Here is a 14,780-nt window from a genome sequence, read left to right on the forward strand (position 1 = left end):
CCAGAACAGATGCTGGAACAGGATCGGGCTGCCGCCGCCATGCTGCAGTTGTTCGCCCATCTCGACGATCGCCGGCATGAAGAAGGAGGTGCCGAGCGCACGGTCAAACAACATCATCACGCAGGCGACGAACAGCGCCGGGAAGGCGAGCAGCGCCATGACGGTGGCGGTGAAGATGCCCCAGACCGTCAATGGCAGGCGCATCAGCGTCATGCCCCGCGTGCGGGCCTGCAGCACCGTCACGACATAGTTCAGGCCGCCCATGGTGAAGCCGATGATGAACAGGATCAGTGAGACAAGCATCAGGATGATACCCCAGTCCTGGCCGCCTGGCGTACCGGTCATGATGGCTTGCGGCGGATAAAGCGTCCAGCCGGCACCCGTCGGTCCGCCGGGCGCAAAGAAGCTCGACACCAGAACCACCACGGCAAGCAGATAGATCCAGTAGCTCAGCATGTTGACATAGGGGAAAACCATGTCGCGAGCTCCGACCATCAGCGGGATCAGGTAGTTGCCGAAGCCGCCCAGGAAGAGCGCCGTGAGCAGGTAGACCACCATGATCATCCCGTGCATGGTGATGAACTGGTAATAGGCTTCCGGGGTGATGAAGTCGAACGTGCCGGGGAAACCGAGCTGCAGCCGCATCAGCCAGGACAGCACCAGCGCCACCATGCCGATTGCCGTCGCCGTCGCCGAATACTGGATGGCGATGACCTTGGCGTCCTGCGAGAAGATATACTTCGTCCACCAGCTGTGCGGATGGTAGAGTTCCATTTCCGGGACTTCGGCGGCCGGGACCGCATCTGCAGGCGTGATATCGACCATAGGAGGAGTTCCTCCGTGCCCTTTTCAGCGGGACCCGACAGTTTCGAGTTTTGCCGCAACTTTTAAAGCTGATGCCGTTGCCTTGCCCGGCGCCTGTTGCGCCGAGCCCGTCTGCTGGGGCGCCGACAATTGCGCGAATGTCTGCTGCTGGTCGAGCCAGGCCACATAGTCCTGCTCGGTGTCGACTATGACGATGCCATTCATCAGAGGGTGGCCTTGGCCGCAAAGCTCGGCGCACAGCACCTGGAAGGTTCCTGTCTTGGTCGGCGTGAACCAGAAATAGGTGACCGAGCCCGGGATCATGTCCATCTTGGCGCGGAACTCCGGCACGTAGAAATCATGCAGCACGTCGATCGAGCGGAGCAGCATCTTGACCGGCTTGCCGACCGGCAAATGCAAATCAGCCGCTTCGACCACGACATCGTCCTGACCGTTGGGATCGCCGGCGATCACGCCCAGCGGATTGTCCGCGGTGACCTCGCGGGTGTCGGATCTGCCAAGCTTGCCGTCCTTGCCAGGCAGACGAAAACTCCACTGCCACTGCTGGCCGACGACTTCGACCACGGTTGCGTCGCTGGGAACGTTGACGAACTGGCTCCAGACGAACAGGCCGGGAACCAGCAACGCCGTAACCCCGACCGCGGTGACGATCGTCAGCCACGATTCGAGGCGCTTGTTTTCCGGTTCGTAGGCAGCCCGATTCCCTTCCCGATGACGGAAGCGGAAGACGCAATAGGCCATGAACAGAACCACGGCGGCGAAGACGACACCGGTGATCCAGAAGGTGATGCTGATGGTGTTGTCGATATAGCCCCAGTTCGAGGCAATAGGCGTCCACCACCATGGACTCAGCAGGTGAAACAGCACCGAGCCCACAACGATCAAAACGAGTACAAGCGCTACGGCCATGTCCCGTCCTCCCGGCATTCAAAGGGCGATCGAAGCTGTCCCGGCGAATGCCAAGTTCATCATAGCTCTTTTTGCGATCGAAATTCCAGAGCCGACTATCTTGACGGGAAAAATACCGCCTTTTTGCTACAGCGACCTTCGAGAAGGGCCGTTCCTAGATCAGCAGCAGGCCCTTCATGCTCGAATAGCCCTTGCGCCCGATGATGACATGGTCGTGCACGCCAATACCCAGCCGCTTGCCCGCCTCGATGATCTCCTTCGTCATTTCTATATCGGCTCGTGAGGGGTGTGGGGTCGCCTGACGGGTGATTGTGGACCAGGATGATGGCGGTGGCCGAGAGTTCGAGGGCGCGCCTTCCAGCCCGCCTGATGAAAGCGAGCGATGGACGCGGTCATCGTCTCGTAGTGGAAGCCTTCGATATGAAGGCAGGCCGGACGTTGCTCGGGCTGGATATCCAGATTGGCTGTCAGGTCGACCTCGCCAAGCTCGAACGGTTCGCTGATGATCGTCCGGCTGCCATTGCGCTCGATGATCACGATCGCCTGGGAGAGGCGGTTGTTGGGCGTGTTGCGGATCGGCAAGGCGTGGACACCCAGTTTCGAAAGCGCGCCGAGCGCCCAATCGCTCTCTGGATCCTGGCCAACTGCTGTCGCCAGTTCAACGTCCAGCGCGTAGGGTGCTCCGATGCCGGCGGCGGCAACCGCGAGATTGGCCGCGGGGCCACCCAGCGCCTTGTCGATGTGGCTGGCGGTGATCCGGTCGTCGCGATGCGGCAGCACGTCGACGCGGCACAGGAAGTCGACACTCACCCTACCTGCGACCAGAAGTCTTGGCAGGTGATCTAGGTTCTTTGGCCTGCGTGGTGCGCGGCCCGGCAGTGAGCGCGCAAAGGAGCTCGGCCGATACATCAGCGCGGCAACCGCCTTCTCGATGCGGTCGCGCGTGCCTTCCTTCAGGCTTGCCGTTCCATTGATGAAGTTCGACACCGTGCCGATGGAGACACCGGCGGTTCGTGCGACATCCGCTATGGTCGGGCGCTTGCGTTGCAATGGCGGAGTTCCAATTGAAGCGTTTCAAAACGGTAGCAGCGAAAATGCGATGCCTCAACGGAATTGTCTTCTAAAAATCAAGAGAGCACTCCTCTCGATTGGAAGTTTAATCCAGAGATAGAGCGGACCTTGGGCCCTCTTTCCAAGATTGAACAATTTTCAAATTTTTTGGTAAAAGATTGTGCAAGCGAATTTCCTGCACTTCATTCGATCGCCCGGGCTTGATCGGACGGTCTTGGCATGCCCGCGGCCCGTCAGATCAGCAACAGGCCCTTCATGCTGGCATATCCCTTCAGCCCGACGATGATGTGGTCATGCACCGCGATGCCCAGCCGCTTGCCCGCCTTGATGATCTCCTTCGTCATTTCGATATCGGCTCGTGAGGGTGTGGGGTCGCCCTTCTGGGATGCGTAGGGAACTCTATTCGCGAGGTTCACGATTGCTCATGTTCCTTCCCGTTGAGTCGATTTGTCGCGCGACACTTAACGGTTTGCTGATTTGCCCATTGGTTTAGGTCGGCCACGGGATAGACGATGGACTTTCCAATCTTCACGAACGCTGGCTCGACGCGCATTGCTCGCCAGTTGACCAATGTCCCGGTCGAGATAGCGCCGCGACTTCGCGCAAGACTGAAAGCGGGTTCTGACCAAGGTAGAACCATCGCGGCTGCCGGCTAGAAAAAGGCCGGAGGGAAGTGCGATCATTTAGTCTGATGCTCCGGGCAGGATCAACCAGCAGGGCCCTCCGAAGGCGGAGCGAACACGGCGGATACTGTCGGCGCGCCACCACGCTGGTTACTGCCGAGCCGCCGGGAGCACCCCAGCGTAGAGTTGGCAGCGACCGATGGCCCGACAAAATGCTCCGACCGTCTCAGGCGATGACTGCTTTGCGCCCTCTTTCCGGTCATTCCGAACTGAGGCTCGATCTCCCAGAGGCGGCCTTTGCAATGAGGTCTCTCTAAAATCCGAGGTCGCGATGCGGCACCAGTCCGGCGATGCGCGCAAAAGGCGCCCGATCCACGCACGTTGGATCGGCGTGAGCCGGGCGGCAATAGTGTTAATTGCCACGGTCTAAGAAGCAACGACTATCAGGGTGGTAGTAGAAACTCGTGGGACAATTAGATTCTACTCGGCCGCGCAAGTGTAGCCTGTGAAAGTCCGCGCAAACCTCAATACACTATCGGCTAGAACTGCCCGCCGACACTGGCTCTCACGCCGTGCCTACGGCTGTCCTCGAAGCCGAAGTTGCCGGTGTAGTCCAGCCCCAACCGCATGCCGTTATTCAAGTGAAGATCTGCACCCAACCCTAGCGTGACCTGGTTCTGCGCAAAAGCTTGTGTTTGAACATTATAAATCAAGCCTTCCGGAAGATCTGCGTAACGGATATCAACGGAGCTGTCGCCCTCAAACTCGTGCATATATTCAAGCCTTAGACGCGGGGTCAGTGTGCCGACTTCAAGTGCTAAATCGGTAGACGCCGCAAAGCCCAGCGAGCCACCAAAGCTGTCAACCTGCTGCCTGCCATACGCAAGCGAGTATTCGCCGGCCCCTGTTTCCGAAAAGCCGTTCAAGATCGACGACGAGCCCGACAACCTAGCAAACGGCGTCAGCTTCCACGCTCTCAGCTGCGTGTCATACCCCGCGGTAAGCGATGCGTAAAACTGGTCACCATCTCGGTCGCCGCTCCCAAACGCACCTGAGCTCGTATCAAAACGCCTTGAGTTGAAGTCGAATGAGCCATAGCCGATCAACGCATCGACAAAGAAACTCGGTGTTGCCATAAAACTTCCGTAGATAGCCGCGCTTATCGCTTCGCCGTCGCTAGTCGTGCCGTTTGTACCTATGTCACTGCTGTCGGTACTGTAGCCCAAAGAAATGCCGCCAACGAAACGCTGGCTGAAACGGTAGTCGACACCTGCCGTGAGATTGTAAGCGATCGAGTCACGCCCAGCCTCGCCTGCACGGTCAGTACTGCCAACATCGACCGAGCCACTCGTCCACATCGACAGGCCGAGCTTCTGCGCGCCGTCATCACAAAGTTCGTTGAGTTGCGGCGTTGACAGTCTCTCGGTGCCGCCATCAGCGTCAGGACCGGAAAGCTGAACAGTGTTGGCAAGAAACTGGCGGCAGCTCTCGTCGTGCAGAGCCGCCATGCGCCGGTTGATGTTGTCCATCTGGCTCTGGGCGAACTGCTGCGCAGCCTGCGCCTGCGCCGTTAACAATCCGCGCACATCTGGATCGGTCGATGGATCGGGCCGCGCCTGCACGGTAATCGTCACGGTTGCGGGGTCGGATACGCCACCCGGCCCCGTTAGCGTGTAGTTAACGACTACGACCCCTTCGAACACAGGTGTTGCGTCAAACTGCAGAGCGTAATTGGGCGCGCCAACGATGGTTGAGACACCGCCCTCCACGGGAAGACTGGACACGATAGTTGCCGCCGAGAACGGCCCCCCGGTCGCGCCGGGAGTCAATGGCACAGTGACAGTCGCACCCGCCAAAACAGTGGCCGTCAAGTTCGGTGCCGTTGGCGGAGCGGCATCGTCGTTGAGGATCGTGCCAAGCCCCTGACCATCGGCGATGGTGACATTGACCGGGTTGCTGAGATTGAGCGTAAACGTCTCATCCGGCTCGAAAATCGTGTCGCCATTTACCGGGACATTGATTGTCGCCGTCGTGGCACCAGGCAGAAACGTAAGGCCCACAGACTGAGCCACATAATCGGAACCTGCAGTCGCTGTACCGTCGGCCGTCCCCACCTGCACGCTGATAGAGTTAGCGCTCGCGCTGCTCAGTGTCACCGCAAACTGGGCTGACGTGGTCCCCGCATCGCCCTCGACAATGGCAACGTCGCCGACCGAGATCGTTTGTGCAAAAGCCGGGTTAGCCGCGGCCGCTGCGAATGCCAGAACGCACAATGGAACAGTGAAGCATGACCGAGACGCGCGCAGTAACCACGAATAAATCAAATAAAACTGCATCGGCCACCCCTCCGAGAGCGATTCGCATTAAATCTAGTGACAGGCACATCACCAGCCATCGCCAATAAAAATTGTTGGATTTTGCAGTTATGTGGCAATCGTGCAACATGCCCCGATCACCTTTGGCTGCAGCTAGCTAGGAGCAGCGGTGCGTAAGTATTGAACTAAGACTGCAAGCGCCAGCCCGCGCTATTTGCATAGCTCTCTAGCAAGCCCCGCAGCTTTCGCGACCGGCTGGATGCCTCAGCTTGAGCAGACTCGGCCTGGATATTGCGAAAACGTTCGCGCTTCACCGGGGACTCCGACCAATGTCCTTCCAGCGTTTTGTCTGTGTCCACTCCGATGCCGATGCGGATGTTCACGTGCAGCACGCGCTTGTTAAGCCGGGCGAGCAAGGTCAGTTCGCTCATCGGCGTCTCACCGAAGCACTAACCAACCGGCGCCAGCTTTGCGCCGCATATCGGTCAGTGCGGCGATTTCGCGGGTACTGAAAACCGACACCACCATATGACAGAGCTGCAGGCCTAGTTACCGGGGAAGCAGCGGCGGATGCGATCAGACCTACACCGAAAAGCCCGGTCACAACGCGCTGATCAACAAGACCTTTTCCGACGCCGAGAAGCAGTTGAGCCAGTACGATGCTGTCTACTGCGCCAGCGGTCGTGGCCCCGAATATATCCGCACCGACAAGCGCGTGCAGGCGATGGTGCGTCATTTTCACGAAGCGAAAAAGCCGATCTTCACGATCTGCCATGGCGTCCAGATTCTGATTGCGGTCGACGGCGTCGTCCGCGGCAAGAAGGTGGCGGCGCTCGCGGCTTGCGAGCCGGAGGTGACGCTTGCTGGCGGCACCTACATCGATCTATCTCCCACCGATGGCTATGTGGACGGGACGATGGTGTCGGCCAAAGGTTGGACGGCGCTTGCGGCGTTCATCCGTGAATGCCTGAAGGTGCTGGGAACGGAAATCCGCCACGCCCGAGCCTTTTGCCGGGTCTCGGCGCCAGCGCCCCAGCTGAGCGCCGGTCCCTGCATTTGCCGGCGCGATCGGCGTTGAGCGTCGCGCCAAATGCGCATGGCAGGCCAGGCAGGTAGCATCAAGCTTCAGATCAGCAGCAGGCCCTTCATGCTGGAGTGGCCTTTCCTGCCGATGATGATGTGGTCGTGGACGGCAATGCCAAGCGGTTTTGCCGTCTCGATAATCAGCTTCGTCATCTCGATGTCGGCGCGCGACGGCGTCGGGTCGCCTGACGGGTGATTGTGGACCAGGATGATGGCGGTGGCCGAGAGTTCGAGGGCGCGCCTGACCACCTCGCGCGGATAGACGGGGGTATGGTCGACGGTGCCTGTCTGCTGAACCTCGTCGGCGATCAGCGCGTTCTTCTTGTCGAGGAACAGGATGCGGAACTGCTCGCGCGCCTCGAAGGCCATGACCGACCGGCAATAGGCAAGAAGCTGTGTCCAGGACGAGAGGACTTCGCGACCCTGCACCTCTCCGCGCGCCATGCGCTGCGCGGTTGCCGCGACGATCTTGAGATCGAGCGCCACCGCAGGGCCAATGCCCTTGATTTCCTGCAAGAGGCCAACCGGCGCCCCGAGCACTTCGGCCAGCGTGCCGAAGCGCGCCAGCAGCGCCTTGGCCGCCGGTTTGGTGTCGGCACGAGGGATCAGGCGAAAAAGCAGAAGTTCCAGAAGTTCGTAATCGGGCAGGGCGTCCGGACCCGCCAGGGCAAAACGCTCGCGCAGTCGGTCGCGGTGACCGAGGTAATGCGGCTTTTCGTCGAGCGTCGCCTTGGCTTTCGCCGCAGGCCGCATCGGCGCTTCGGAGAAGAAACTCCGCTCGTCGTCGTCGTTTGTGTTCCCCATACACCGCCCACATTGCTCCAGCGCAGACATTAGAACTGTTCTGGCCGGGATTGAAACAGTTCTGTTCCCCGATCGCGAGACGCCCCACGGCAGATCGTGGCTATGGCTTTCTCATACGGCAAGATGAAACCACGATTGCGCAACAAAACTTAACATCACTTAACGCATGCGGCCACTTTCACCTGACATGTTGGCGCCATCGGAGGCTCGTTGCCTCGCTATACTGGAGCACGCATGTTCACCAAAATTGACTCTGGACTGTTTGCCCGCCGGGCATCTCTTGCGGCCATGGCAATCCTGCTTTCAGCCCATTCGGAGGGCGCGCTCGCGGCCGACGCCATTGCCGTCGATACCGACGATTTCACCCCGCCGCCCGAGCCTTCCCGTTTCGGGCGCATCGAACGGAAACTGTCCGACTGGCATGTCGTGGTCGGCGGCGGCGCCATCATCGTCCCCAAATACGAAGGCAGCAATGAGTTCAAGATCATGCCGGTGCCTTTCGTCACGGCGACATTCCTCGACACGGTGACGATCGACCCGACAGGTGCCAACATCGCCGTCTATGAACAAGGACCGTTCGCGTTCAGCGCTCGGCTTGGCTACGAGATGGGCCGCAAGGAAGACGACTCCGACCATCTGCGCGGCTTGGGGGACGTCGACATGGGCGCGACGGTCGGCGTGAAGGCAGCGGCGAAGTTCGGTCCGGCCGAAGTATTCGCGCAACTCGACAAGACCATCGGCGGCAGCGATGGCCTTGAGGGCAGGGTGGGGATCGAGGTGACCCGGCCTCTGTCTCAATCGTTGATGATCGGCGCCAGCGCGTCCGCCGTCTTCGCCGACGAAAATTACATGCAGGCCTATTTTGGTGTCACGCCCGAACAATCGGCTCGCTCGGGGCTGGCGCGCTATGATGCCGGTGCCGGTTTGAAGCGCGCCGATTTTTCGATTTCCGCCACATATATGCTCGACGAGAGCTGGATGGTGCGCGGCGAAGCGGGGGCCGGTGTTCTCTTGGGTGACGCTGCCGACAGCCCTGTTGTCGTCGAAAAGATCCAGCCTTCAGGGATGCTTCTCGTCGGATATCGGTTCTGACGCCTACCCAGGCACCAAATGCAGGCTAGACAAACTCCGGAATGGCACAGCAACGGCACCAAAGCGATTTGAGCGCCGAATCCAGGTCGGCAAGGCAAGGTTCGCGCATCCTCATTGTCGAAGACGATCTTGAGATCGCGCGCATGCTGGGCGAGACGCTCACCGACAACGGCATGATCGTGGAAATTGCCGAGAGCGGCGTCCAGATGAACGCCGCGCTTCGCAACCAGAAATTCGATCTCATCGTGCTCGATGTCATGCTGCCGGGCGAAAACGGTCTCAACATCTGCCGCCGTCTTCGGGCCGGAACCAACATTCCGATCCTGATGCTGACCGCGCTCGGTGAGGAAATCGACCGCATCTTCGGGCTGGAAATCGGCGCCGACGACTATGTGACGAAACCGTTCAGCGCGCGCGAATTGACGGCCAGGATACGGGCGCTGCTGCGCCGCACAGCCTATGCTCCAGACGAGCGGGACTGGTCGAAGGTGCTTCGTTTCAACGGCTGGCGCCTCGATCCAATACGCCGGCAATTGCATGACCCCAACAATGCGCGGGTTACGACCACGACGCATGAATTCGACCTGTTGCTTGCCTTATGTCGCAATGCGGGCCGGGTTCTCTCTCGCGAGGAACTTCTGGGCGTAACCCATGCCGGGCTCGCGGGGCCGATCGAGCGTAGCGTCGATGTCCATATCAGTCGAATCCGCAGGAAGATCGAAAAGGATGCGCGCGATCCGGTGCTTTTGAGGACCGTTCGGTTGGGTGGCTATATCTTCACCGCGACGGTGGAGGAAGCATGAGTGATATCCTCCGCCGTTTCCTGCCGCAGTCCGTGCGTGGGCAGTTTGTGGCGATCATTTTCATCGCGGTGATCGTGATCATGTTCGTCGGTTCGGTCGTTGAGAGTTTCATAGAGAACGTCGACCTTCCCGCCGCGGAAGATAACGCAAGGCGTGCAGGCGTTGTTGCTGCCTTGTTGCAAGAAACGCCGGCGGAGGCGCGTGGCGCAATTCTGGCGACAGCAAAGCGGGCCGGCTTTGATTTCGAGATATTGCCCAAGGACCAGATAGCCGGCATTCCCCAGTCCTATCTGCAATGGCGAAGTGTCGAATGGCTTTTGCGTATCGACAGGGGGACGGTTGATGGACGCTGGCTAAGGATCGGCGGCCGATACGCGTTTGTCATCGACTTGGACCAGCAGGACGTCCTGGCCCATTTTGGCATGCCCGATTCCTGGCTGACATCGGGGCTCGTCCGTGCCTCGTTCTACAGGTTCATGGCTTTCGTCGCCTTGCCCGTGCTGATCTGGCTGTTTGCGGTTTGGGCCGTGACGGATCCATTGAAGCGCATCTCGGCAGCAGTCGGTTCGGCCGAGATTGAGAATGGCGACCAGCTCTTCGTCGAACACGGCTCCATTGAAATGGTGGGATTGGCGCGCGCCCTGAACAGGATGAGGACGCGCATCCGCACGATGATCGAAAACCGCACGCGCATGTTGCGCAGTGTCAGTCATGATCTGCGCACGCCGTTGACGCGGCTGCGGCTTCGCGCCGAGCGTATGGATGATGGCCCCATCCGAACCGCAATCCTGTCCGATGTCCAGCACATCGAAATCTTGATCGACGAGACCCTGACCTATCTGCGCAACGATGTTTCGACGGAGAAGCTGCAGCTCGCCGACATTGCCAGCGTTCTGCAAACCGTCTGCGCCGAGTTCTCCGATGTCGGATTTCCTGTCTCATATTCCGGGCCGGACCGGCTCCTGGGCTGGTGCAAGCCCAATGCATTGGCGCGTGCGATCGCCAATCTCTGCGACAACGGGGTCAAATTCGCTGGCAACGTCACGGTCGCCTTGACAGCGACCGGCACGGCGGCGCGCATCACGGTAGGGGACGACGGGCCGGGTATTCCGATGACGGCACGCGCCCGTGTTTTCGAACCATTCTTCAAGGAAGACGCGTCGCGCGGCATTGCATCGAAGCATGGCTTCGGTCTGGGCCTCTCGATCGTTGCCGACATCGTCCAGGGCCACGGCGGCAGGATCGAATTGCAGGACAACCAGCCCAGCGGACTGGTCGTCACCATCGACCTGCCGAATGCCGCTGGCGTGCAGTCGGCATAGACGGCCTCCTGCCGGGTAGACGCGCTCTAAGCCGGCAGGCCGGGGCGATCGAGCTTTTTGGGCGACAGCGTGAAAATCTCGCACCCTGTGTCGGTCACGCCGATCGTGTGCTCGTACTGCGCCGACAGCGAGCGGTCGCGCGTCACCGCAGTCCAGCCGTCCGACAGAACCTTCACATGCGGCCTGCCCAGATTGATCATCGGCTCGATGGTGAAGATCATGCCTGGCCGCATCTCGACGCCTTCATTGGCGCTGCCGTAATGCAGGATGTTCGGCGCGTCATGGAACAACTGGCCGACGCCGTGGCCGCAGAAGTCGCGCACCACCGAGCAGCGCTCGCCTTCGGCAAAGGTCTGGATGGCGGCGCCGATGGCGCCGGTGCGGGCGCCCGGCCTGACCGCTGCAATGCCGCGCATCAGGCATTCATGCGTGACTTCGAGCAGGCGCTCGGCGGCGCGCTTGATCGTGCCGACCGGATACATGCGCGAAGAATCGCCGTGCCAGCCGTCGAGGATATAGGTGACGTCGATGTTGACGATGTCGCCATCCTTGAGCGGCTTGTTGTCGGGAATGCCATGGCAGACGACATGGTTGATCGAGGTGCAGGACGATTTCGTGTAGCCGCGATAGTTGAGCGTCGCCGGCAGCGCGCCGTGGTCCATGCCGAATTCGAAGACGAAGCGGTCTATTGCTTCGGTGGTGACGCCGGGCTGGACCATCGGCACCAGCTCGTCGAGGCAGCGTGCGGTGAGATCGCATGCCTTGCGCATGCCGGCAAAGCCGTCCTCGCCATAGAGGCGGATCTGGCCGGTATTTCTGAGCGGGGCCGTGGCAGCGTCGAGATAGGTGACCATTTTGTCCGTGTAGCGGGTAGGGCTCTGCAGGAGAGCCAGCGTGAAAATTTCCCCAGATTTGGCACTTGAGGGCAAAAGGTTCAAGGAAGAACTGTCTGATGCGGCCGCGCGCTTCCCGATATTTGCCTCGCAAGGGCGATGTCTTGCCGGTTTTTGCCCGGTTTGCTTCCCTTTCTGGCCATGGTGCGTTAGGGCGGGTGATGTTTTCGAGATCGCGTCCCTTCGCGGCGGCCAGGCAAACCGGATGGCCTGAAGCGCCGCTGACGGCAGCGTGCTCATGCCTGATGGGCATGGTGCTGCTCGCGATGCTGTGCTTCGGCCTGCCGGTGGCGTCAGGCTTTGCGGGGTCTGCGCCAAGCGGTGTCAGCGTCGGTGTCGAGCGGTCGGGCGAAGTGGCGGCGCTGCTGCGTGTCACCGGCAAGGCGCAAGCGCTGGAGGTTCGTGCCGGCCGTCCGGTCCTGGTCAAGTTCGCCGGCGGCCACCCCGCGCTTCCGGTCCCCGACGCTGTTTTTCTTTGGGCCGAACGGCCATCGCAAAGAGCGATGGTTTCGGGATATGGGGCCGCCTCGGTTCCCGGGGCGAGCACCAACCAGCCGCGCGCACCCCCGACCATCACGGCCTGAGCGGCCCAGGGCCGTACCCCCACCTCATCGCTATTCCTGTTCGCGTAGTGATCGTGCGGCGGCTGTCGGTCGCGCGGCGGTCGCGCGGCGCGTCATTTCCGGATTTTTTCAATGCAACAACGCATCAAGACCTTCAAAACCCTGTCGCGCGTGGCCTCGGCTGCCGCGTTCCTCTGCGTCCAGGCGCTCATCTGCATCGGAACCGTCTATTGGGCGGTTGCCGAGACGCTCGGCCTGTCGGCGATGGCGGCCCTTGTTCTCGGCGGCATCTTCGCCGTGCCGACGGTATTTGTACTGATCACCGCCAGTCGCATGGCCTTCGACGCGGAGACGGATCCGGCGAACCAGTGAGCATATGTCACCCCAGGACAGATCTCGGGTGCGCGATTTGTTTGGCGCGACATGGCGGCCCGCGACCCAAGTGACGACACATTTCTGGGCCAGAGGCCGGTCAAAGCAACTTTTGACGACGAACGGCGTTGCCTCGGCGATGCCGTTCGGGAGACAGGAAATGGATAGACTGCAATTCGAGGTGCCTGTGCGCATAGCGCCTGGACCCGGTCTGCCAGTCGAGGAAATCTATGGCGTCGAACAGGCGCTCGATTTTCTCCAGGACTGGCCTGCGCGCCGTCAGGGCCCGATCTATCAGAAAGCGTTCAACGCCTGCTTTGGCGCCACGGTGGACGTGGTCAAGACCGAGGATGCCTGCCGGGCGTTCATGGCGTTTTGCCGCGCCAGTGGACTGATGGCCAGGGACATGATGACGCCGCGCAAGCGCGGCGGTGAGGCGAGGGCGCTCCAGGCCTGAGGGCTGTGCCCTGTTCGATGCCCGATCAAAACACCGGCGATCGTGTTTGAACGCACGCGGCAATGTCGTGAGCGCGCCGCTGCGCGCGTTTCGTCCCGACGACTGCACCGCACCAAGGCCGGCCCTGTTAAGCTTCCGTTTCCATCTTCCCGGCTACGCCTTTGCTTGTTGGCAATGGTTGATTCGTTGCGTCAGTCTCATGGTTTGGAAGATGTCCCCAGAAAAAGTCCGTGCATTCCCGATCGACCGTCAGGTATTCTTGGTCAGGGAGGTTGCCGCCAAGCTCGGCAATCTGCATGGCGAGACCGCCACCTCGTTCTGGAGAGCCAAGGCGTCGGAGTTGCTCGATCTCGTCGTCGGGTCCGGCAGGGACAGAACGGCAGCCAGCGATGAAGTGCGCAGGTTTTTCCTGGCCGTGCAGCGAGAGATGTTGGCTGATACGGTCGCAGAGTCGATGCCAATTCTTTCCGCTTGAAGTAAATCCTGAACCTCCAGCCTCAATACATGCTTCAATAATTTGTAAATACGTTTGCTCCGGTGTGGTTTTCGGAGACCCGGTCGTTGTTCGCGCGGTCTCGGCTGCGAATCCGGCAATTTCCCGCCGGCCTTGAGGGGCGGCCCACTTTGAGACATCGACGCGCTTGCGCGTAGGTCAGCCAGCGAAACACTTTTTTTTGAAGCCAATCGACCACTGCTCAAAAATGCAACGAACTTTTTAGCCATTCGTTCATTTATGCGTGCTTTCTAATTTAATCCATGGCCTTGAGTAGCTTCACCCGTGTTCGGCTTGTAATGGACGCCCTGCGCCGGAGCACGGGCGCAAATGTCGCCACCATTTTTGCCCTCACCTTGCCGGTCGTTGTCGGCGCTGCGGGCTTCGGCGTCGAGACCTCCTATTGGTACTACAACAGCCTGAGATTGCAGGCGACGGCCGATGCAGCCGCCTATGCCGGTGCGCTCGAACAGATTTCGGGTTCCGACAAGCCGACGATCGTCGCGGCCGCGACCCAGTCCGCGGCGTCGAACGGACTGGGTTCGGGCACGATCGTCGTCAATACGCCGCCGGCGTCCGGACCGAATACGGCGAAAAAAGCGGTCGAGGTGATCGTCGGCCAGCAGCTCGACCGGATGTTCACCCTGATCTTCACGCAGGACAAGGTCCCCGAACAGGCGAGGGCGGTGGCCGTCATTACCGATGCCTCGAGTGCCTGCATGCTCGCGCTCGATCCGTCCGCTTCGCAGGCGGCGCTGTTTTCCGGCAGCACCAGCGTCAAGCTCAACGGCTGCTCGGTCATGTCCAATTCGATCGCTTCGGACGCCATCAAGCTTCAGGGCTCGGCTGGTCTGCAGGCCGATTGTCTTATATCGGCGGGCGGGGTCTCTCTCAGCAATCCCGTCACCACCGTCTGCGCGGCCCCGATCACCCAGGCACTGCCTGCCGGCGATCCCTTTGTCGACCTGCCGGCCCCAGTGGCCGCAACCCCCTGCCAGAACGACAACAAGGCGACGCTCGGTCCAGGCACCTATTGCAGCGGCATGAACCTGAAGGGCAATGTCACGCTTTCGCCCGGCGTCTATGTCGTCCAGGGCAGTTTCAAGATAAACGCCAACGCAGCCATCACCGGCAGCGGGGTGACCATCTTCATGT

General features: G+C 60.5%; 14 protein-coding genes and 4 pseudogenes. 9 read left to right on the forward strand and 9 right to left on the reverse strand.

The genetic code is table 11. The annotated features are described in order from the left end of the window. From EN749_RS16295 to EN749_RS16330, 7 genes and pseudogenes are all read right to left on the reverse strand, one after another. Positions 1-825 (reverse strand): cbb3-type cytochrome c oxidase subunit I (locus EN749_RS16295; protein ID WP_189367556.1); only part of this gene is annotated, 825 nt, incomplete at its 3' end. A 24-nt stretch (positions 826-849) separates the two neighbouring features. After that, complete coding sequence (locus EN749_RS16300) at positions 850-1,734, reverse strand: cytochrome c oxidase subunit II (protein ID WP_127321125.1); 885 nt, start codon at positions 1,732-1,734, stop codon at positions 850-852. Between the two features lie 154 nt (positions 1,735-1,888). Continuing rightward, positions 1,889-2,090 (reverse strand): annotated as a pseudogene (locus EN749_RS16305) (JAB domain-containing protein); the annotation flags it as partial. Between the two features lie 115 nt (positions 2,091-2,205). After that, positions 2,206-2,784: pseudogene (locus tag EN749_RS16310) on the reverse strand (PfkB family carbohydrate kinase); the annotation flags it as partial. A 254-nt stretch (positions 2,785-3,038) separates the two neighbouring features. Continuing rightward, a pseudogene (locus EN749_RS16315) lies at positions 3,039-3,182 on the reverse strand (JAB domain-containing protein); the annotation flags it as partial. Positions 3,183-3,967: 785 nt separating this feature from the next. After that, positions 3,968-5,764 (reverse strand): autotransporter outer membrane beta-barrel domain-containing protein, encoded by a 1,797-nt coding sequence (locus tag EN749_RS16325; RefSeq protein WP_128363537.1) that lies wholly within the window; start codon positions 5,762-5,764, stop codon positions 3,968-3,970. A 164-nt stretch (positions 5,765-5,928) separates the two neighbouring features. Next, positions 5,929-6,174: a hypothetical protein gene (locus tag EN749_RS16330; protein ID WP_128290064.1), complete on the reverse strand. Its 246-nt coding sequence runs from the start codon at positions 6,172-6,174 to the stop codon at positions 5,929-5,931. A 143-nt stretch (positions 6,175-6,317) separates the two neighbouring features. Between EN749_RS16330 and EN749_RS16335 the strand changes: the two are divergent. Beyond that, positions 6,318-6,821: pseudogene (locus EN749_RS16335) on the forward strand (DJ-1/PfpI family protein); the annotation flags it as partial. 47 nt (positions 6,822-6,868) lie between these two features. Here EN749_RS16335 and radC read toward each other — a convergent pair. Beyond that, positions 6,869-7,630 carry a DNA repair protein RadC gene (gene radC / locus EN749_RS16340; protein WP_127810578.1) on the reverse strand — a complete coding sequence of 254 codons (762 nt, stop codon included), beginning with the start codon at positions 7,628-7,630 and terminating at the stop codon, positions 6,869-6,871. Between the two features lie 234 nt (positions 7,631-7,864). Between radC and EN749_RS16345 the strand changes: the two genes are divergently transcribed. Genes EN749_RS16345 through EN749_RS16355 form a run of 3 tightly spaced genes read left to right on the forward strand, consistent with a single transcriptional unit; the run spans position 7,865 to position 10,847 of the window. Next, positions 7,865-8,722 (forward strand): MipA/OmpV family protein, encoded by an 858-nt coding sequence (locus EN749_RS16345; protein WP_128363538.1) that lies wholly within the window; start codon positions 7,865-7,867, stop codon positions 8,720-8,722. Between the two features lie 41 nt (positions 8,723-8,763). After that, entirely contained in the window at positions 8,764-9,525 is a 762-nt protein-coding gene (locus tag EN749_RS16350; protein WP_189367558.1) for a response regulator transcription factor, read from the forward strand. Continuing rightward, positions 9,522-10,847, forward strand: a complete 1,326-nt coding sequence (locus tag EN749_RS16355; protein ID WP_128363540.1) for a HAMP domain-containing sensor histidine kinase — start codon at positions 9,522-9,524, stop codon at positions 10,845-10,847. The genes EN749_RS16350 and EN749_RS16355 overlap by 4 nt, the downstream gene beginning before the upstream one ends. A gap of 26 nt (positions 10,848-10,873) precedes the next feature. Here the strand turns inward: EN749_RS16355 and map are convergent, their stop codons facing one another. Then, a complete protein-coding gene (gene map, locus EN749_RS16360) occupies positions 10,874-11,701 on the reverse strand; it encodes a type I methionyl aminopeptidase (protein WP_013532002.1) in 828 nt (275 codons plus the stop codon). 200 nt (positions 11,702-11,901) lie between these two features. On the opposite strand from map, the gene EN749_RS16365 reads away from it, so the two are divergent. From EN749_RS16365 to EN749_RS16385, 5 genes are all read left to right on the forward strand, one after another. Beyond that, complete coding sequence (locus EN749_RS16365) at positions 11,902-12,324, forward strand: hypothetical protein (RefSeq protein WP_127272230.1); 423 nt, start codon at positions 11,902-11,904, stop codon at positions 12,322-12,324. Positions 12,325-12,435: 111 nt separating this feature from the next. Then, positions 12,436-12,675, forward strand: a complete 240-nt coding sequence (locus EN749_RS16370; protein WP_127396082.1) for a hypothetical protein — start codon at positions 12,436-12,438, stop codon at positions 12,673-12,675. Between the two features lie 160 nt (positions 12,676-12,835). Continuing rightward, positions 12,836-13,132: a DUF982 domain-containing protein gene (locus tag EN749_RS16375; RefSeq protein WP_127271426.1), complete on the forward strand. Its 297-nt coding sequence runs from the start codon at positions 12,836-12,838 to the stop codon at positions 13,130-13,132. 46 nt (positions 13,133-13,178) lie between these two features. Next, positions 13,179-13,607 (forward strand): DUF6074 family protein, encoded by a 429-nt coding sequence (locus tag EN749_RS38810; protein ID WP_245481740.1) that lies wholly within the window; start codon positions 13,179-13,181, stop codon positions 13,605-13,607. A gap of 281 nt (positions 13,608-13,888) precedes the next feature. After that, a partial coding sequence (locus tag EN749_RS16385) for a pilus assembly protein TadG-related protein (protein ID WP_189367560.1) occupies positions 13,889-14,780 on the forward strand: 892 nt, incomplete at its 3' end.

The organism is Mesorhizobium sp. M7A.F.Ca.ET.027.02.1.1 (assembly GCF_004022985.1).
Classification (GTDB): Bacteria; Pseudomonadota; Alphaproteobacteria; order Rhizobiales; family Rhizobiaceae; genus Mesorhizobium.

Excerpts from the sequence above, each read along its gene's own strand:
- map (WP_013532002.1), bottom strand. The coding sequence starts at position 11,701 with ATGGTCACCTATCTCGACGCTGCCACGGCCCCGCTCAGAAATACCGGC.
- EN749_RS16345 (WP_128363538.1), top strand. The coding sequence starts at position 7,865 with ATGTTCACCAAAATTGACTCTGGACTGTTTGCCCGCCGGGCATCTCTT.
- EN749_RS16355 (WP_128363540.1), top strand. The coding sequence starts at position 9,522 with ATGAGTGATATCCTCCGCCGTTTCCTGCCGCAGTCCGTGCGTGGGCAG.
- EN749_RS16350 (WP_189367558.1), top strand. The coding sequence starts at position 8,764 with ATGGCACAGCAACGGCACCAAAGCGATTTGAGCGCCGAATCCAGGTCG.
- EN749_RS16300 (WP_127321125.1), bottom strand. The coding sequence starts at position 1,734 with ATGGCCGTAGCGCTTGTACTCGTTTTGATCGTTGTGGGCTCGGTGCTG.
- radC (WP_127810578.1), bottom strand. The coding sequence starts at position 7,630 with ATGGGGAACACAAACGACGACGACGAGCGGAGTTTCTTCTCCGAAGCG.
- EN749_RS16325 (WP_128363537.1), bottom strand. The coding sequence starts at position 5,764 with ATGCAGTTTTATTTGATTTATTCGTGGTTACTGCGCGCGTCTCGGTCA.
- EN749_RS16365 (WP_127272230.1), top strand. The coding sequence starts at position 11,902 with ATGTTTTCGAGATCGCGTCCCTTCGCGGCGGCCAGGCAAACCGGATGG.
- EN749_RS16370 (WP_127396082.1), top strand. The coding sequence starts at position 12,436 with ATGCAACAACGCATCAAGACCTTCAAAACCCTGTCGCGCGTGGCCTCG.
- EN749_RS16330 (WP_128290064.1), bottom strand. The coding sequence starts at position 6,174 with ATGAGCGAACTGACCTTGCTCGCCCGGCTTAACAAGCGCGTGCTGCAC.
- EN749_RS16375 (WP_127271426.1), top strand. The coding sequence starts at position 12,836 with ATGGATAGACTGCAATTCGAGGTGCCTGTGCGCATAGCGCCTGGACCC.